This is a genomic window from Priestia sp. RMT2NF4 (assembly GCF_047872835.1).
GTDB lineage: Bacteria > Bacillota > Bacilli > Bacillales > Bacillaceae_H > Priestia > Priestia zanthoxyli.
In genome coordinates this window covers 22207-41566 of sequence record NZ_JBLQZO010000012.1, presented here as the reverse complement: position 1 = coordinate 41566, position 19360 = coordinate 22207, and the positions used below count along the sequence as shown (strand labels likewise).

General features: G+C 40.5%; 19 protein-coding genes and 1 other annotated feature. All 19 genes read left to right on the top strand.

The window, feature by feature from the left end; genetic code table 11:
* The first annotated feature begins 134 nt into the window (after window positions 1–134).
* The 19 genes from rplK (at window position 135) to rplV (ending at window position 19358) form a co-directional block, all read left to right on the top strand.
* Window positions 135–560, top strand: coding sequence for a 50S ribosomal protein L11 (gene rplK, locus ACMX9J_RS25915; RefSeq protein WP_013054914.1), 426 nt, complete (start codon window positions 135–137; stop codon window positions 558–560).
* A 110-nt stretch (window positions 561–670) separates the two neighbouring features.
* Window positions 671–1366, top strand: coding sequence for a 50S ribosomal protein L1 (gene rplA, locus ACMX9J_RS25910; protein ID WP_013054915.1), 696 nt, complete (start codon window positions 671–673; stop codon window positions 1364–1366).
* Between the two features lie 65 nt (window positions 1367–1431).
* Window positions 1432–1575, top strand: a sequence feature (ribosomal protein L10 leader region).
* A gap of 40 nt (window positions 1576–1615) precedes the next feature.
* On the top strand, window positions 1616–2116 hold the full coding sequence (gene rplJ, locus ACMX9J_RS25905) for a 50S ribosomal protein L10 (RefSeq protein ID WP_013054916.1): 501 nt from the start codon (window positions 1616–1618) through the stop codon (window positions 2114–2116).
* Window positions 2117–2160: 44 nt separating this feature from the next.
* The gene (gene rplL, locus ACMX9J_RS25900; RefSeq protein ID WP_013054917.1) at window positions 2161–2523 is read left to right on the top strand and encodes a 50S ribosomal protein L7/L12; all 363 of its coding nucleotides are present in this window, start codon (window positions 2161–2163) and stop codon (window positions 2521–2523) included.
* A gap of 112 nt (window positions 2524–2635) precedes the next feature.
* On the top strand, window positions 2636–3238 hold the full coding sequence (locus tag ACMX9J_RS25895) for a class I SAM-dependent methyltransferase (RefSeq protein ID WP_034263652.1): 603 nt from the start codon (window positions 2636–2638) through the stop codon (window positions 3236–3238).
* 245 nt (window positions 3239–3483) lie between these two features.
* Complete coding sequence (rpoB, locus tag ACMX9J_RS25890) at window positions 3484–7047, top strand: DNA-directed RNA polymerase subunit beta (protein ID WP_028412662.1); 3564 nt, start codon at window positions 3484–3486, stop codon at window positions 7045–7047.
* A 62-nt stretch (window positions 7048–7109) separates the two neighbouring features.
* On the top strand, window positions 7110–10703 hold the full coding sequence (gene rpoC / locus ACMX9J_RS25885) for a DNA-directed RNA polymerase subunit beta' (protein WP_013081369.1): 3594 nt from the start codon (window positions 7110–7112) through the stop codon (window positions 10701–10703).
* Between the two features lie 131 nt (window positions 10704–10834).
* Window positions 10835–11083: a 50S ribosomal protein L7ae-like protein gene (locus ACMX9J_RS25880; protein ID WP_013054921.1), complete on the top strand. Its 249-nt coding sequence runs from the start codon at window positions 10835–10837 to the stop codon at window positions 11081–11083.
* A 99-nt stretch (window positions 11084–11182) separates the two neighbouring features.
* A complete protein-coding gene (gene rpsL, locus ACMX9J_RS25875) occupies window positions 11183–11605 on the top strand; it encodes a 30S ribosomal protein S12 (RefSeq protein ID WP_013054922.1) in 423 nt (140 codons plus the stop codon).
* A 50-nt stretch (window positions 11606–11655) separates the two neighbouring features.
* Window positions 11656–12126, top strand: coding sequence for a 30S ribosomal protein S7 (gene rpsG, locus ACMX9J_RS25870; RefSeq protein ID WP_013054923.1), 471 nt, complete (start codon window positions 11656–11658; stop codon window positions 12124–12126).
* A 57-nt stretch (window positions 12127–12183) separates the two neighbouring features.
* A complete protein-coding gene (gene fusA / locus ACMX9J_RS25865; RefSeq protein WP_028412663.1) occupies window positions 12184–14262 on the top strand; it encodes an elongation factor G in 2079 nt (692 codons plus the stop codon).
* 116 nt (window positions 14263–14378) lie between these two features.
* On the top strand, window positions 14379–15569 hold the full coding sequence (gene tuf / locus ACMX9J_RS25860; protein WP_013081371.1) for an elongation factor Tu: 1191 nt from the start codon (window positions 14379–14381) through the stop codon (window positions 15567–15569).
* Between the two features lie 315 nt (window positions 15570–15884).
* Window positions 15885–16193, top strand: a complete 309-nt coding sequence (gene rpsJ / locus ACMX9J_RS25855) for a 30S ribosomal protein S10 (protein WP_013054926.1) — start codon at window positions 15885–15887, stop codon at window positions 16191–16193.
* A gap of 41 nt (window positions 16194–16234) precedes the next feature.
* The gene (gene rplC, locus ACMX9J_RS25850) at window positions 16235–16864 is read left to right on the top strand and encodes a 50S ribosomal protein L3 (RefSeq protein WP_013054927.1); all 630 of its coding nucleotides are present in this window, start codon (window positions 16235–16237) and stop codon (window positions 16862–16864) included.
* Between the two features lie 28 nt (window positions 16865–16892).
* Window positions 16893–17516 (top strand): 50S ribosomal protein L4, encoded by a 624-nt coding sequence (gene rplD / locus ACMX9J_RS25845; protein WP_013081372.1) that lies wholly within the window; start codon window positions 16893–16895, stop codon window positions 17514–17516.
* The gene (rplW, locus tag ACMX9J_RS25840; protein WP_028412664.1) at window positions 17516–17803 is read left to right on the top strand and encodes a 50S ribosomal protein L23; all 288 of its coding nucleotides are present in this window, start codon (window positions 17516–17518) and stop codon (window positions 17801–17803) included. Before rplD ends, rplW begins: the two co-directional genes overlap by 1 nt.
* Window positions 17804–17830: 27 nt before the next feature.
* Window positions 17831–18661 carry a 50S ribosomal protein L2 gene (rplB, locus tag ACMX9J_RS25835; protein WP_013081374.1) on the top strand — a complete coding sequence of 277 codons (831 nt, stop codon included), beginning with the start codon at window positions 17831–17833 and terminating at the stop codon, window positions 18659–18661.
* 57 nt (window positions 18662–18718) lie between these two features.
* Window positions 18719–18997 carry a 30S ribosomal protein S19 gene (rpsS, locus tag ACMX9J_RS25830; RefSeq protein WP_013054931.1) on the top strand — a complete coding sequence of 93 codons (279 nt, stop codon included), beginning with the start codon at window positions 18719–18721 and terminating at the stop codon, window positions 18995–18997.
* A gap of 19 nt (window positions 18998–19016) precedes the next feature.
* On the top strand, window positions 19017–19358 hold the full coding sequence (gene rplV, locus ACMX9J_RS25825) for a 50S ribosomal protein L22 (RefSeq protein ID WP_013054932.1): 342 nt from the start codon (window positions 19017–19019) through the stop codon (window positions 19356–19358).
* The last annotated feature ends 2 nt before the right edge of the window (window positions 19359–19360 follow it).

The following is a 19360-nucleotide window of genomic DNA, read 5'->3' as shown; positions in this document are numbered from 1 at the left end:
TGTTAATATTTCATAAGTCAGTATGTCTCAAAACTAGAGACTAAAACAACTATTTCTTTATTTTATATATAAAGAACATTGAGTGGGAGGGCATCGCCCTATTACCACATCACGGACTTAAGGAGGTGTGTCTCGTGGCTAAAAAAGTAATTAAACTTGTTAAGTTACAAATTCCTGCAGGTAAAGCAAATCCAGCGCCACCAGTTGGTCCTGCATTAGGTCAAGCCGGTGTTAACATCATGGGTTTCTGTAAGGAGTTTAACGCTCGCACAGCTGATCAAGCTGGTCTTATCATTCCTGTTGAAATCACGGTATTTGAAGACCGTTCATTTACATTTATTACGAAAACTCCACCTGCTGCTGTACTACTTAAGAAAGCGGCTGGTATTGAGTCTGGTTCTGGTGAACCAAACCGTAATAAAGTTGCAACAGTCAAGCGTGACAAAGTGCGTGAGATTGCTGAAACTAAAATGCCTGACTTAAACGCTGCTAGCGTTGAATCTGCAATGCGCATGGTAGAAGGTACAGCGCGCAGTATGGGAATCGTAGTTGAAGACTAATTCCATTTGATTGGGTGTTAGAAGGTTGCGAGAAATGGAAGTTTTCCTATGCTCGCAACCTTTATTAGTGGGAGGTTATTCCGTTAAAACCACATAAGGAGGAAACAAAAATGGCTAAAAAAGGTAAAAAGTACGTTGAAGCTGCTAAGCTTGTAGATCGTACACAAACTTATTCAGTACAAGAAGCGATTGAATTAGTAAAGAAAACAAACACAACTAAATTTGATGCAACTGTAGAAGTAGCATTCCGTTTAGGAGTTGACCCTAAGAAAGCTGACCAACAAATTCGTGGTGCAGTAGTACTACCAAACGGTACAGGTAAAACTCAACGTGTATTAGTATTCGCTAAAGGCGAAAAAGCTAAAGAAGCTGAAGCTGCAGGCGCTGACTACGTTGGCGATGCTGACTACATCAACAAAATCCAACAAGGTTGGTTCGAGTTCGATGTAATCGTAGCTACTCCAGACATGATGGGTGAAGTTGGTAAACTTGGTCGTGTATTAGGACCTAAAGGTTTAATGCCAAACCCTAAAACTGGTACAGTAACATTTGATGTTCAAAAAGCAGTTAACGAAATCAAAGCTGGTAAAGTAGAATACCGTGTTGATAAAGCTGGTAACATCCACGTACCAATCGGTAAAGTATCTTTCGAAGAGAGCAAGTTAGTTGAAAACTTCACTACAATCTTCGAAACTATGGTAAAAGCTAAGCCGGCAGCAGCAAAAGGCACATACATGAAGAACGTAGCTGTTACTTCAACAATGGGCCCTGGTATCAAAGTTGATACTGCTTCATTCTCTGCTTAATAAATTTGGAAATAAATCGGTGTTGACTTTTTGAAAGTCCCTGATTATAATAGATAATGTTGTTAAAAAGAATAACATTTGTACCGTAGACAGTAGGTGCTGCAAAGCTTAATTTCCTACCGAGGTGTGTGAGATAAATTAGTGAAACGTTATGGTTCGCTTACTACACCTCCATGTCTTTATTGTCATGGAGGTTTTTTATTGCACCTTGTCTGAGTGTACGGAAGGAAATCTACAGGAGGTGTAAAGATGAGCAACGTAATTGAACAAAAGAAACAAGTCGTAGACGAAATTGCTGAAAAACTTCAAGCGAGTAACTCAATAGTTGTCGTTGACTACCGTGGTTTGAATGTTGCTGAAGTTACTGAACTTCGTAAGCAATTACGTGAAGCAGGCATTGAGTTCAAAGTTTACAAAAACACTTTAACTCGCCGTGCTGTAGAAAAACTTGAACTAACAGATCTTAATGATGCGTTAGTAGGTCCAAATGCAATCGCATTTGGTGGAGAAGATGTTGTTGCTCCAGCTAAAATTTTAAACAACTTCGCTAAAGAACACGAAGCGTTAGAAATCAAAGCTGGTGTAATTGAAGGTAATGTTGCATCTGTTGAAGAAATTAAAGCACTTGCAGAACTACCATCTCGCGAAGGCTTACTTTCTATGTTGCTTAGCGTGCTTCAAGCTCCAATTCGCAACCTTGCTCTTGCTACAAAAGCTGTGGCAGATCAAAAAGAAGAACAAGGTGCATAATCTAGTCTGTTATATATAACACAATCACAAGGAGGAAATTAACAATGACTCAAGAACAAATCATTGAAGCAGTTAAAAATATGACTGTTTTAGAACTTAACGATTTAGTAAAAGCAATCGAAGAAGAATTTGGCGTAACTGCTGCTGCTCCTGTAGCTGTAGCTGGCGGTGCTGCTGGTGAAGCTGCTGCTGAGAAAACTGAATTTGACCTAGTACTTGAAAGTGCTGGCGGACAAAAAATCAAAGTTATCAAAGTAGTACGTGAAATCACTGGTCTTGGCTTAAAAGAAGCTAAAGAAATCGTTGATAACGCTCCAAAAGCTCTTAAAGAAGGTATTTCTAAAGAAGAAGCTGAAGAAGCAAAAGCTAAACTTGAAGAAGTTGGCGCTTCTGTAGAAGTTAAGTAATTATTGCTTAACAACTGATATAAAAAAGCTCGCTTGTACAAGCGAGCTTTTTTGCTTCTGTCATCCTTTTCATTTATAGTAAAGAAGAACATATTGATTAGGAGGTTCTATTTTGACAGAACATTATTTTTCTAATACACCATCGTCTGCAAGTAATGAAGAGCGCTTTTCATTTGAATTGAGAGGAACCTCTTTTTCATTTACGAGTGACAGCGGTGTTTTTTCAAAAAAAGAGATCGATTTTGGATCGCGCCTGTTAATTGAAACGTTTCAAATGCCTGAGAGTCCCGGCCCGCTTCTGGATGTTGGGTGCGGATATGGCCCGATTGGGTTGGCTCTTGCAAAAGAGGATAGCCAAAGAAACGTTCATATGGTCGATGTTAATGAACGTGCATTAGCACTAGCTCAAAAAAATGCTGAAGTTAATTCAGTATCAAATGTTTCAATCTATCAAAGCTCTTGCTATGAAAATGTGAAGGAAACGAATTTTGCAGCTATTCTTAGTAATCCGCCGATCCGTGCGGGTAAAAAAGTTGTTCATGAAATTCTAGAAAAGTCATTAGATCACCTTGCTGACCAAGGAGAACTTTGGATTGTGATTCAGAAAAAGCAAGGAGCGCCATCTGCTCTTGCGAAATTAGAATCTCTATTTAATGAAGTAGAAGTAGTAGAAAAGAAAAAAGGATATTATATCATATGTGCTAAAAAATGTTGACTAATATTTTTTAGTATGTTAGCATTATAAAATGCCAATATATAAATATTCCATATAAGCTCGGGTTATACATAAAATAAAAGGTATAATTTTGAATTATATGGGAAAAACTAATAAAATCAATAGTACGTTTTTATGAAATTGTGGTTTTCTATTTAAAGAGACCATTTTTCTTTTGTTCAATAATAAACATATGGTTTATTATATATTTTGAATAATAACGCTTGATTTGAGGGGTGAATCAGTTGACAGGTCAACTAGTTCAGTATGGACGCCACCGCCAACGCAGAAGTTATGCTCGTATTAGTGAAGTTTTAGAGTTACCGAACTTAATCGAGATTCAAACGGCTTCATACCAATGGTTTTTAGATGAAGGTTTACGAGAAATGTTCCAAGATATTTCTCCAATTGATGATTTTACAGGTAACTTATCACTAGAATTTATTGATTACAGCTTAGGTGAGCCAAAGTATTCAGTAGGAGAGTCTAAAGAACGTGATGTAACTTATGCAGCACCTCTTCGTGTTAAGGTGCGGTTAATTAATAAAGAAACAGGTGAAGTAAAAGACCAAGATGTGTTCATGGGAGATTTCCCATTGATGACCGAAACAGGTACCTTTGTAATTAATGGTGCTGAGCGTGTTATCGTATCACAGTTGGTTCGTTCACCAAGTGTTTACTATAGTGGAAAGCTTGATAAAAACGGTAAAAAAGGATATACAGCAACTGTTATCCCTAACCGTGGTGCATGGCTAGAATATGAAACTGATGCAAAAGATGTAGTATACGTGCGTATTGATCGTACTCGTAAACTGCCAGTAACAGTGCTGTTACGCGCGCTAGGTTTCGGTTCTGACCAAGAGATTATCGATTTAATCGGTGATAATGAATACATCCGTAATACGCTTGAAAAAGATAATACGGAAACAACGGAAAAAGCGCTATTAGAAATCTATGAGCGTTTACGTCCGGGTGAACCACCGACAGTTGAGAATGCGAAGTCTCTATTAGTATCTCGCTTCTTTGATCCAAAACGATATGACTTAGCGAACGTAGGTCGCTATAAAATTAATAAAAAGCTTCATATCAAACATCGCTTATTTAATCAAAAGCTAGCTGAAACATTAGTTGATCCTGAAACAGGTGAAATTATTGCAGAAAAAGGCGCAATGATTGATCGCCGTCTGCTAGATCGCTTGATTCCGATGCTTGAAGGTGGCGTAAACTTCAAAACTTATAGTCCGGTTGGTGGAGTAGTAGAAGACGATGTTACATTACAATCTATTAAGATTTATGCGCCAAATGATCCAGAAGGTGAAAAAGTCATCACTGTATCAGGCAACGCTTATGTAACAGAAGAAGTTAAAAATATCACACCTGCTGATATTTTAGCATCAATCAGTTACTTCTTTAACTTGCTTCATCAAGTAGGAGACACAGATGATATCGACCACTTAGGTAACCGTCGTCTGCGTTCTGTAGGTGAATTGTTACAAAACCAATTCCGTATCGGTTTATCTCGTATGGAACGTGTTGTTCGTGAAAGAATGTCAATTCAAGACACGAATACAATCACACCTCAACAATTAATTAATATTCGTCCAGTTATTGCGGCGATTAAAGAGTTCTTTGGAAGTTCTCAATTATCACAGTTCATGGATCAAACGAATCCATTAGGCGAATTGACGCACAAACGTCGTCTTTCAGCTCTAGGACCTGGTGGTTTAACGCGTGAACGCGCTGGTTTCGAAGTGCGTGACGTTCACTACTCCCACTATGGCCGTATGTGTCCGATTGAAACGCCAGAGGGTCCGAATATCGGGTTAATCAACTCACTTTCTTCTTATGCAAAAGTAAACAAATTCGGTTTCATCGAAACACCTTACCGTCGTATCGATCCTGAAACAGGTAAAGTGACAGAGCGAATTGACTACTTAACAGCTGATGAAGAAGATAACTATGTTGTAGCCCAAGCGAACGCTCGTCTAGGTGATGATGGTTCATTCTTAGATGAAAATGTCGTTGCACGTTTCCGTGGAGAAAACACGGTTATCCGTCGCGATCGTTTAGACTATATGGATGTATCACCAAAACAAGTTGTATCTGCCGCTACAGCATGTATCCCATTCTTAGAGAACGATGACTCTAACCGTGCATTAATGGGTGCGAACATGCAACGTCAAGCAGTACCTTTATTAAATCCTGAAGCACCAATCGTAGGTACAGGTATGGAATATGTATCTGGTAAAGACTCTGGTGCAGCCGTGATTTGTAAATACCCTGGCGTTGTAGAGCGCGTAGAAGCAAAACAAATTTTTGTTCGCCGCTATGAAGAAGTAGACGGACAAAAAGTTAAAGGTAACTTAGATCAATACAAATTATTAAAATTCGTTCGTTCTAACCAAGGTACTTGTTACAACCAGCGTCCAATTGTTTCAGTTGGCGACGAAGTAGTAAAAGGTGAGATCTTAGCCGACGGTCCTTCAATGGAAAAAGGTGAGCTTGCTTTAGGACGAAACGTAATGGTTGGTTTCATGACATGGGATGGTTACAACTATGAGGATGCCATCATCATGAGTGAACGCCTTGTGAAAGACGATGTATATACGTCTGTTCATATTGAAGAATATGAATCTGAGTCTCGTGATACGAAACTTGGACCTGAAGAAATTACGCGTGACATTCCAAACGTAGGTGAAGATGCGCTTCGCAACTTAGATGAGCGTGGAATCATCCGCATTGGTGCAGAAGTAAAAGATGGAGATCTTTTAGTTGGTAAAGTAACGCCAAAAGGTGTAACAGAACTAACAGCTGAAGAACGTCTTCTACACGCTATTTTCGGTGAAAAAGCGCGTGAAGTTCGTGATACTTCTCTTCGTGTACCGCACGGCGGCGGTGGAATTATCCTTGATGTTAAAGTCTTCAACCGTGAAGATGGCGACGAATTACCACCAGGTGTAAACCAATTAGTCCGTGTATACATTGTTCAGAAGCGTAAAATTTCTGAAGGTGACAAAATGGCCGGTCGTCACGGTAACAAAGGTGTAATTTCACGTATTTTACCGGAAGAAGATATGCCTTACCTACCAGACGGTACGCCAATTGACATCATGTTAAACCCATTAGGGGTACCATCTCGTATGAACATCGGTCAGGTGCTAGAGCTTCATTTAGGTATGGCTGCTCGTAAGCTTGGCATTCACGTTGCGTCTCCAGTATTTGATGGTGCGCGTGAGGAAGATGTTTGGGCAACAATCGAAGAAGCTGGCATGTCTCGTGATGCTAAAACAGTTCTATATGATGGTCGAACAGGTGAACCATTCGATAACCGTGTATCAGTAGGAATCATGTACATGATCAAACTTGCTCACATGGTAGACGATAAACTTCACGCTCGTTCTACTGGACCATACTCACTTGTTACACAACAACCACTTGGTGGTAAAGCGCAGTTCGGTGGACAGCGTTTTGGTGAGATGGAAGTATGGGCACTTGAAGCATACGGTGCTGCTTATACATTACAAGAGATCTTAACAGTGAAATCAGACGACGTAGTAGGTCGTGTGAAAACATACGAAGCAATTGTTAAAGGTGAAAACATTCCAGAACCTGGCATACCTGAATCGTTCAAAGTATTAATCAAAGAACTACAAAGTTTAGGTATGGATGTGAAGATGCTTTCTGCTGACGAGCAAGAAATTGATATCATGGACTCAGAAGAGGACCATGAGCAACCAACAGAATCAATTATTGCAGATAACGAAGAAAGCCTTTCTGAAGGACAAAAAGATCCTGTCACAAAAGAGTAAGGAATTACTTTCATATAAACGTTAAGGGAAAAAACCTGTAGATTAAAAGGGAGGTAGGCTCCTTGCTAGATGTAAATAACTTTGAGTATATGAAAATCGGTCTAGCTTCGCCAGATAAAATTCGTTCTTGGTCGTACGGTGAGGTAAAAAAACCTGAAACGATCAACTATCGTACGTTAAAACCTGAAAAAGACGGCTTATTCTGTGAGCGTATTTTTGGTCCACAAAAGGACTGGGAATGTCACTGCGGAAAATATAAGCGCGTTCGTTATAAAGGTGTTGTATGTGATCGTTGTGGCGTAGAAGTTACGCGCGCAAAAGTTCGTCGTGAACGCATGGGTCACATCGAACTAGCTGCACCTGTTTCACATATTTGGTACTTCAAAGGTATTCCTAGCCGCATGGGACTTGTCTTAGACATGTCCCCTCGTGCGCTAGAGGAAATCATTTATTTTGCTTCTTATGTAGTAACAGATGCTGGTGATACACCACTTGAAAAGAAACAGCTTTTATCAGAGAAAGAATACCGTGCGTATCGTGAGAAGTACGGACAAACTTTCCATGCAGCAATGGGTGCTGAAGCTGTTAAAAAATTATTGCATGACATCGATCTTGATAAAGAAGTAGATGCTTTGAAAGAAGAATTGAAAACTGCTCAAGGTCAACGTCGTACACGTGCTATTAAACGTTTAGAGGTACTAGAGGCTTTCCGTCATTCTGGTAACGAACCTTCTTGGATGATTTTAGACGTTCTACCGGTTATTCCGCCAGAACTTCGTCCAATGGTTCAATTAGATGGTGGACGCTTTGCTACGTCTGATCTAAATGATTTATATCGCCGTGTAATTAACCGTAACAACCGCTTAAAGCGTTTATTAGACCTTGGAGCTCCTAGCATTATCGTTCAAAACGAAAAGCGTATGCTTCAAGAAGCTGTAGATGCATTAATCGATAATGGTCGTCGTGGCCGTCCGGTAACAGGACCAGGTAACCGTCCATTAAAATCTCTTTCTCACATGTTAAAAGGTAAGCAAGGTCGCTTCCGTCAAAACTTATTAGGTAAACGTGTTGACTACTCTGGCCGTTCGGTAATCGTTGTAGGTCCGAACTTAAAGATGTATCAATGTGGTCTTCCAAAAGAAATGGCGTTAGAGCTTTTCAAACCTTTCGTAATGAAAGAGCTTGTTGAACGCGGTTTAGCTCATAACATCAAGAGTGCAAAACGTAAAATTGAACGTGTGCAACCTGAAGTATGGGACGTATTAGAATCGGTTATTAAAGAGCACCCAGTTCTTTTAAACCGTGCACCAACGCTACACAGACTAGGTATTCAAGCATTTGAACCTACGCTTGTAGAAGGTCGCGCTATTCGTCTTCATCCGCTTGTATGTACAGCATATAACGCTGACTTTGACGGTGACCAAATGGCGGTTCACGTTCCATTATCTGCGGAAGCACAAGCAGAAGCACGTATCTTAATGCTTGCTGCTCAAAATATCTTGAACCCTAAAGATGGTAAACCAGTTGTTACACCTTCACAGGATATGGTATTAGGTAACTACTACTTAACGCTTGAGCGTGAAGAGGCAGTTGGAGAAGGCATGGTGTTCAAGGATACAAATGAAGCACTATTAGCGTACCAAAACGGTTATGTGCATCTTCATACACGTGTAGGTGTGTATGCAGGTTCTTTAAACAACGAAACGTTTACAGAAGCACAAAATCAACAGTTGCTTGTTACAACGGTTGGTAAATTAGTTTTCAACGAAATTTTACCAAAATCGTTCCCATACATTAACGAACCAACAAGAGAAAACTTAGAAGTGAAAACTCCTGAGAAGTACTTTGTTGAAAAAGGTGCAGATGTGAAGGAATTCATCAAGAATCAACCGGCTATCGCACCGTTTAAGAAAAAAATCTTAGGTAATATTATCGCTGAAGTATTTAAACGTTTCAAAATTACTGAGACTTCTAAAATGCTTGACCGTATGAAAGACCTAGGTTTCAAATATTCTACTAAAGCTGGTATTACAGTTGGTGTAGCTGATATCGTGGTTTTAGGAGAAAAAGAAGTTATCTTAACAGAAGCGCAAGCTAAAGTAGATAACGTACTAAAACAATTCCGTCGCGGTTTAATTACTGAAGATGAGCGTTATGAGCGTGTTATCTCTGTATGGAGTAGCGCGAAAGACGTTATCCAAGGTAAATTAATGGCGTCATTAGACAAACGCAACCCAATCTTCATGATGAGTGACTCTGGTGCCCGTGGTAACGCATCTAACTTCACTCAGCTTGCAGGTATGCGTGGACTAATGGCCAACCCGTCCGGTCGTATCATTGAGTTACCAATCAAATCTAGTTTCCGTGAAGGTTTAACAGTATTAGAGTACTTTATCTCTACCCATGGTGCACGTAAAGGTCTTGCCGATACGGCTCTTAAAACAGCTGACTCAGGTTACCTTACTCGTCGTCTGGTTGACGTGGCACAAGACGTTATCGTACGTGATGACGACTGTGGTACAGACCGCGGTATTCTGGCTGTTGCAATCAAAGAAGGAACAGAAGAAATTGAGAAACTTGATGAGCGTCTAATTGGACGTTATGCAAGAAAAACACTACTTCACCCAGGAACAAACGAAGTGTTAGTGAAAGAAAACGAATTAATTACAGAAGACCTAGCTGAAACAATTGTGGATGCTGGTGTTGAAGAAGTATGGATTCGTTCTGCATTCACATGTAACACTCGCCACGGTGTATGTAAAAAATGTTACGGTCGTAACCTTGCAACTGGTTCAGAAGTTGAAGTGGGTGAGGCAGTTGGTATCATCGCTGCTCAATCTATCGGTGAGCCAGGTACACAGTTAACGATGCGTACATTCCATACAGGTGGGGTTGCTGGAGACGATATCACTCAAGGTTTACCGCGTATCCAAGAGATCTTCGAAGCGCGTAACCCTAAAGGTCAAGCCGTTATTTCTGAAATTGAAGGTACAATTGCCGGCATTTCTGAAGGACGCGATCGTCAGCACGAAATTACTGTTCAAGGAGAGATTGAAACTCGTTCTTACACAGCTCCGTACAGTGCACGCCTGAAAGTTATTGAAGGACAGCGCATTGCACGTGGTCAAGAATTAACGGAAGGTTCAATTGATCCTAAAGAATTACTAAAAGTAAAAGACATCACGGCTGTACAAGAGTACTTGCTTCGTGAGGTGCAAAAAGTATACCGTATGCAAGGGGTAGAAATTGGAGATAAACACGTAGAGGTAATGGTTCGCCAAATGCTTCGTAAAGTGCGCGTAATGGATTCAGGAGATACAGATGTATTACCAGGTTCATTACTTGATATTCACCAATTCACTGATGCTAATGAAAAAGTATTACTTGAAGGCAATCGTCCAGCGACAGGCCGTCCTGTATTACTTGGTATTACAAAAGCATCTCTTGAAACTGATTCCTTCTTATCTGCTGCGTCATTCCAAGAAACAACTCGTGTTCTTACAGATGCTGCAATCAAAGGAAAACGTGATGAGTTGCTTGGACTTAAAGAGAATGTTATCATTGGTAAGCTAGTTCCGGCTGGTACAGGTATGACGAGATATCGTAATGCTGAACCAATCAAAAACCAAGCTGAAGAAACGGTAACAATCGACTAATTATAAAATCATTACTCTAGAATGGATGTTTTTTAAAAAAACTACGAAACGTTAGTTGACATCCATTCTAGGGAATGATACTATATCAAAGGTGCTCCTATAAACTACCTGTTACTTTGGAGGATATGATAATGTCTTATGAAAAAGTATTACAGGCTGATCATATTATTGTAGGAACAAAGCAGACGGTGAAAGCATTAAAAAAAGGTACAGTAAAGGAAGTCATCATTGCTGAAGACGCTGATTTTTATGTCACATCCATTGTGGCAAAAACGGCACAGCAAGAAAACGTTCCGTATACGTATGTCCCTTCTATGCGAAAGCTTGGTCAAGCTTGTAGGATAGAAGTTAACGCTGCAACTGTTGCAATTATTAGTTAACACGTTTTTGAACTTTTAGTTTCAAAGACTTTGTTTTTTGCTAAAAAATGAACCACCTGGATGTGTGGTCTTACAAAAGGCGAAAGGAGGAAAAATTAAATGCCTACTATTAACCAATTAATCCGTAATGGTCGTGTGAGTAAAGGTAAAAAATCTGACTCACCTGCTTTAAACAGAGGTTACAACAGCTTCAAGAAAGCTCAAACTAACCAATCTTCTCCACAAAAACGTGGTGTATGTACACGTGTGGGTACTATGACACCGAAGAAACCGAACTCGGCTCTTCGTAAATATGCTCGTGTACGTTTAACAAACGGTATCGAGGTAACAGCTTATATCCCAGGTATTGGTCACAACTTACAAGAACACAGCGTGGTACTTATCCGCGGTGGACGTGTAAAAGATTTACCAGGGGTACGTTACCATATCGTACGTGGTGCACTTGATACTGCTGGTGTGGATGGCCGTATGCAAGGTCGTTCTAAATATGGTACTAAGCGACCAAAAGCAGCTAAAAAATAATAGCTTAACAATTAATAGATAAACTTTTAAAAGTGAAAGGAGGAAGTAGAATGCCACGTAAGGGACCTGTTGCAAAAAGAGACGTATTACCAGATCCGATTTACAATTCTAAGCTTGTATCTCGCTTAATCAACAAAATGATGCTTGATGGAAAGCGCGGTAAGTCACAAGCTATTCTTTATAGAGCATTCGATTTAGTACAAGAGCGCAGTGGTAAAGAAGCTATGGAAGTATTCGACCAAGCTCTTAAAAACATCATGCCTGTACTAGAAGTTAGAGCACGCCGTGTAGGGGGTTCTAACTACCAAGTTCCTGTAGAAGTACGTCCAGAGCGTCGTACTACTTTAGGTCTTCGTTGGTTAGTAAACTATGCTCGTCTTCGTGGAGAAAAAACGATGGAAGAGCGTTTAGCTAACGAAATCCTTGACGCAGCTAACAACACTGGTGCTGCAGTTAAGAAACGTGAAGATACTCACAAAATGGCAGAAGCTAATAAAGCATTTGCTCATTACCGTTGGTAATCTTTTAACGAAACTTTTAAAAAAACAAATTATAATATGGAAGGAGAAATACCTAAGATGGCAAGAGAGTTCTCCTTAGAAAACACTCGTAATATTGGGATCATGGCTCACATTGATGCTGGTAAAACAACAACAACTGAGCGTGTTCTTTATTATACTGGCCGTATCCATAAAATTGGTGAAACTCATGAAGGAGCTTCACAAATGGACTGGATGGAGCAAGAGCAAGAACGTGGTATCACTATCACGTCTGCTGCGACAACTGCTTCTTGGAAAGGTCACCGCGTTAACATCATCGATACTCCTGGACACGTAGACTTCACTGTTGAAGTTGAGCGTTCATTACGTGTACTTGATGGCGCTGTGGCAGTTCTTGATGCTCAATCTGGTGTTGAGCCTCAAACAGAAACAGTATGGCGTCAAGCGACTACGTACGGTGTTCCCCGTGTCGTATTCGTTAACAAAATGGACAAAATTGGTGCTGACTTCTTGTACTCTGTAAAAACGATCCACGATCGTTTAGGTGCAAATGCTCACCCAATTCAGTTGCCAATCGGTGCTGAAGATGACTTCGAAGCAATCATTGACCTTGTGGAAATGAAAGCATACTTCTACGAAGATGACTTAGGTACTCGTTCAGAATCTCGTGAAATTCCTGAGGAATACAAAGAGCAAGCTGAAGAATACCGTGCAAGCCTAGTAGAAGCTGTTGCAGAACTTGACGAAGAATTAATGATGAAGTACTTAGACGAAGGCGAGCTTACAGTTGAAGAACTAAAAGCTGGTATCCGTAAAGGTACTTGTGACGTTGAATTCTACCCAGTTATCTGTGGTTCAGCATTCAAAAACAAAGGTGTACAATTAATGCTAGATGCGGTAATTGATTACCTACCATCTCCAGTTGATGTACCAGCAATCCAAGGTATCGTACCTGACACAGAAGAAGAAGTTACGCGTGAGTCTAGCGACAACGCTCCTTTCTCAGCATTAGCGTTCAAAGTTATGACGGACCCTTATGTTGGTAAATTAACGTTCTTCCGTGTGTACTCTGGTGTACTAAGCTCTGGTTCATACATCAAAAACTCTACAAAAGGTAAGCGTGAGCGTGTAGGTCGTATCCTACAAATGCATGCTAACTCTCGTGAAGAGATTTCTGAAGTATACGCTGGAGATATCGCGGCAGCTGTAGGATTAAAAGATACTTCTACTGGTGATACTCTATGTGACGAAAAGAGTCTTGTAATTCTTGAGTCTATGGAATTCCCAGAGCCAGTTATCTCTTTATCTGTTGAGCCAAAATCAAAAGCTGACCAAGATAAAATGACGACAGCTCTTCAAAAGTTACAAGAAGAAGATCCAACTTTCCGTGCGGAAACTAATACAGAGACTGGTCAAATCATCATCTCTGGTATGGGTGAGCTTCACCTTGATATCATCGTTGACCGTATGCGTCGCGAATTCAAAGTAGAAGCAAACGTTGGTGCTCCTCAAGTAGCTTACCGTGAAACTTTCCGCGCTGGTGCGAAAGTTGAAGGTAAATTCGCTCGTCAATCTGGTGGTCGTGGACAATTCGGTCACGTTTGGATTGAGTTCGAACCTAACGAAGAAGGAAAAGGCTTTGAATTTGAGAACAAAATCGTTGGTGGTGTAGTTCCACGTGAATACATCCCTGCAGTTCAAGCTGGTCTTGAAGATGCATTACAAAACGGTGTTCTTGCTGGTTATCCATTAATCGATATCAAAGCTGCTTTAGTTGATGGATCTTACCATGACGTTGACTCAAGTGAGATGGCGTTTAAAATTGCCGCTTCTATGGCTCTTAAAAACGCAGTATCAAAATGTAACCCAGCTATCCTTGAACCAATGATGAAGGTTGAAGTTGTTATCCCTGACGAATACTTAGGAGATATCATGGGTGACGTTACGTCTCGTCGTGGACGTGTAGAAGGTATGGAAGCACGCGGTAACGCTCAAGTTGTACGTGCATTCGTTCCACTTTCTGAAATGTTTGGTTATGCAACTGCATTACGTTCAAACACTCAAGGTCGCGGAACATATTCTATGCACTTCGATCACTACGAAGAAGTTCCTAAATCAATTTCAGAAGAAATTATTAAAAAAAATAAAGGTGAATAATTGATTTTCACTCTTTATTGAAGTATAACTACTTATGTACGCTGTGAAAGTGGAGCTCATTCCCTTTCACGGCCTCATAAACCATAAACTACATGAATTTTAAGGAGGATTTTCGAATGGCTAAGGAAAAATTCGACCGTTCAAAAACACATGCCAATATCGGTACAATTGGTCACGTTGACCATGGTAAAACAACTTTAACAGCTGCTATCACTACTGTTCTTGCTAAGAAAAGTGGTAAAGGTGCAGCAATGGCTTACGACATGATCGACGCTGCTCCAGAAGAGCGCGAGCGTGGAATCACAATCTCAACTGCACACGTTGAGTATGAAACTGACACTCGTCACTATGCACACGTTGACTGCCCAGGACATGCTGACTATGTTAAAAACATGATCACTGGTGCTGCTCAAATGGATGGCGGTATCTTAGTAGTATCTGCTGCTGATGGTCCAATGCCACAAACTCGTGAGCACATCCTTCTTTCTCGTCAAGTAGGTGTACCTTACCTAGTTGTATTCTTAAACAAATGTGACATGGTAGACGACGAAGAGCTACTTGAATTAGTAGAAATGGAAGTACGTGACCTTCTTTCTGAATACGACTTCCCTGGTGACGATGTACCAGTAATCAAAGGTTCTGCTCTTAAAGCTCTTGAAGGCGAAGCTGATTGGGAAGCTAAAATCATCGAGCTTATGGACGCTGTTGATGAGTACATCCCAACTCCAGAACGTGACACTGAAAAACCATTCATGATGCCAGTTGAGGACGTATTCTCAATCACTGGTCGTGGTACAGTTGCTACAGGTCGTGTAGAGCGTGGACAAGTTAAAGTTGGTGACGTTATCGACATCATCGGTTTAACTGAAGAGCCAAAATCTACTACTGTAACAGGTGTAGAAATGTTCCGTAAGCTTCTTGACTATGCTGAAGCTGGCGACAACATCGGTGCTTTACTTCGTGGTGTAGCACGTGAAGAAATCCAACGTGGACAAGTATTAGCTAAACCAGGCTCAATCACTCCACACACTAAATTTACTGCTGAAGTATACGTTCTTTCTAAAGACGAAGGTGGACGTCACACTCCATTCTTCACAAACTACCGTCCACAGTTCTACTTCCGTACAACTGATGTAACTGGTATTTGTAACTTACCTGAAGGCGTAGAAATGGTAATGCCTGGCGACAACATCGAAATGACTGTTGAACTTATCGCTCCAATCGCGATTGAAGAAGGTACTAAATTCTCAATCCGTGAAGGTGGACGTACAGTAGGCGCTGGCGTTGTAGCTAAAATCAGCGAGTAATTTCTCGTTTCAGTAAAGGGAGTAGGGTAACCTACTCCTTTTTTATTTGGTGATAAAAGGTAAAGATAGTTTTTACTATTACACTTGCAAAATGATCTCCTTTTATATATAATGAAAAAAGTGTGCGACACATAAAAAAGTTTTTTAACTTTATTGTTGCAATATGAACCCATTTTTAGTATAATAAAAATGTTGGTCTTTGACTGCGATGATGCGGAAGGTTGCCGACACACCCGGCCGCTTTGCCATGGCGAGTGTGGGGAAATTTCCGCGGAGAATGTCTATTGTAAAATAGGCGAAAAAGGAGGGAAAATAATGGCAAAAGAAAAAATTCGCATTCGTTTAAAAGCATATGATCACAGAATTCTTGATCAATCTGCTGAGAAAATCGTAGAAACTGCAAAACGTTCTGGTGCGGCTGTATCTGGTCCGATTCCATTACCGACTGAAAAATCAATTTATACAATTCTACGTGCAGTACACAAATATAAAGATTCTCGTGAGCAGTTCGAAATGCGCACGCATAAACGCTTAATTGATATCGTGAATCCAACACCACAAACTGTTGATTCATTAATGCGTTTAGACTTACCATCTGGTGTAGATATCGAAATTAAACTTTAATTTAAAATAAAGAATGAAAAGATACTTAGGAGGTGTGACTAATGGCCAAAGGAATCTTAGGAAGAAAGATCGGTATGACTCAAGTATTTGCTGAAAATGGTGACTTGATCCCAGTAACAGTAATTGAAGCTTCTGCTAACGTAGTTCTTCAAGTTAAAAACGCTGAGACAGACGGTTACGAAGCAATCCAATTAGGTTTCGAAGATATCCGTGAAAAACTATCTAACAAACCTGCAAAAGGACATGCTACTAAAGCTAATACTGCTCCTAAGCGCTTCATCCGTGAGTTACGCGGTGTGGACGCTTCAGCATATGAAGTTGGTCAAGAAGTCAAGGTTGATATTTTCGCAGAAGGCGATGTAATTGATGTAACAGGAATCTCAAAAGGTAAAGGTTTCCAAGGTGCTATTAAACGCCACGGACAATCTCGCGGACCTATGTCTCATGGTTCTCGCTACCACCGTCGCCCAGGTTCAATGGGTCCTGTAGCTCCAAACCGCGTATTTAAAGGTAAATTATTACCAGGACGCATGGGTGGAGAGCGCATCACTGTGCAAAACTTATCAATCGTTAAAGTTGACGCAGAACGCAATCTTTTATTAGTAAAAGGTAACGTGCCAGGAGCTAGAAAATCTCTAGTTACTGTTAAATCTGCAGTTAAATCTAAATAATAATTCTTCGAGAAAGGAGGAATAACCAATGCCAAAAGTAGCATTGTTTAACCAAAACGGTGAAAACGTTGGAGAGATCGAACTTCAAGATGCCGTTTTCGGTATCGAACCAAACAACAAAGTACTTTTCGACGCGATCGTAATGCAACGCGCATCTCAACGTCAAGGTACTTCTAAAGTTAAAAATCGTTCTGAAGTAAGAGGCGGTGGCCGTAAGCCATGGCGTCAAAAAGGTACTGGTCGTGCTCGTCAAGGATCTATCCGTTCTCCACAATGGCGTGGTGGTGGCGTAGTATTTGGTCCAGTTCCAAGAAGCTATAGCTACAAATTACCTAAAAAAGTTCGTCGTTTAGCAATTAAGTCTGCATTATCAACTAAAGCTCAAGATAACAGCATCGTTGTTCTTGAAGCTCTTTCTTTTGACGCTCCAAAAACAAAAGAAATGGTAGCAGTTCTTAAAAACCTAACAGTAGAACGCAAAGCATTAGTAGTAACTGCTGATCTTAACGAAAATGTTGCACTTTCAGCACGTAATATTCCTGGTGTAACAGTTGTTGCAGCTAATGGTTTAAGCGTATTAGACGTTATGAACCATGATAAGCTTGTAATCACTAAAGACGCAGTTGAAAAAGTAGAGGAGGTGCTTGCATAATGAAAGATCCTCGTGATATTATTAAGCGCCCCGTAATTACAGAACGTTCAACAGACTTAATGGCTGAGAAAAAATATACGTTTGATGTTGATGTAAAAGCTAATAAAACTGAGGTTAAAGATGCTATCGAAAAAATCTTTGACGTAAAAGTTGAAAAAGTAAACATCATGAACTACAAAGGTAAATTCAAGCGTGTAGGTCGCTACAGTGGTCTTACTAACCGTCGTCGTAAAGCGGTAGTAACACTAACTCAAGAGAGCAACGAAATCGAATTCTTCGAAGCTTAAGATTACTAGAGAAGGAGGGAAATTGAGATGGCGATTAAAAAGTATAAACCAACCTCAAATGGTCGTCGTGGTATGTCAGTTTCTGATTTCGCTGAAATTACTACTGACAAACCAGAAAAATCGTTACTTGCACCTGTCAAGAGAAAAGGTGGTCGTAACAACCAAGGTAAATTGACTGTTCGTCACCAAGGTGGTGGGCACAAGCGTCAATACCGTATCATCGATTTTAAACGCGATAAAGATGGAATACCTGGACGCGTTGCTACAATCGAATATGATCCAAACCGTTCAGCTAACATCGCATTAATTCATTATGCTGATGGTGAAAAACGTTACATCCTTGCTCCTAAAAACCTAAAAGTAGGTTTAGAAGTTATGTCAGGTCCTGAAGCTGACATTAAAGTAGGTAACGCGCTTCCTTTAGCTAACATCCCTGTTGGTACAGTAGTACACAACATCGAATTGAAACCTGGTAAAGGTGGACAATTAGTTCGTTCTGCAGGTACATCTGCTCAAGTACTTGGTAAAGAAGGTAAATACGTATTAGTACGTTTAACTTCTGGTGAAGTACGCATGATCCTTGCAACTTGTCGTGCAACTGTAGGTCAAGTTGGTAACGAACAACACGAGTTAATCAACATCGGTAAAGCCGGTCGTTCTCGTTGGTTAGGTATTCGTCCAACTGTACGTGGTTCTGTAATGAACCCTAACGATCACCCACACGGTGGTGGTGAAGGACGTTCTCCAATCGGACGTAAGTCTCCAATGAGTCCATGGGGTAAACCAACACTTGGTTACAAAACTCGTAAGAAGAAAAACAAATCCGATAAATTTATCGTTCGTCGTCGTAAAAAATAACGGGATTGAGCTACGGTTCAAACGAACCGTAGGACAATCACGAAGGGAGGTTCATTTATGGGTCGCAGCTTAAAGAAAGGACCTTTTGTAGATGACCATTTAATCAACAAAATTGAGAAGTTAAACGAAACTGACAGCAAGCAAGTAGTAAAAACTTGGTCTCGTCGTTCAACTATCTTCCCTCAGTTCATTGGTCATACAATTGCTGTATATGACGGTCGTAAACATGTACCAGTTTATGTTACTGAAGACATGGTAGGTCACAAACTTGGTGAATTCGCACCATCTCGTACTTACAAAGGTCACGCAAGTGATGATAAGAAAACAAGACGCTAATATGAGAGGAGGCTTTTAAATGCAAGCTAAAGCTGTCGCGAGAACAGTACGTATTGCTCCTCGTAAAGTTCGTTTAGTTGTAGATTTAATTCGAGGTAAGCAAGTGGGTGAAGCGCTAGCAGTGCTACTTCACACGCCAAAGGCTGCTTCTCCAGTCGTTGAGAAAGTATTAAAATCTGCTATTGCCAATGCAGAACACAATTATGAAATGGACGCTAACAATTTAGTTATTACTGACGCTTTTGTTAACGAAGGTCCAACTTTAAAACGTTTCCGTCCACGCGCTATGGGACGTGCAAGCCAAATTAACAAGCGCACAAGCCACATCACAATCGTGGTATCAGAAAAGAAGGAGGGATAATT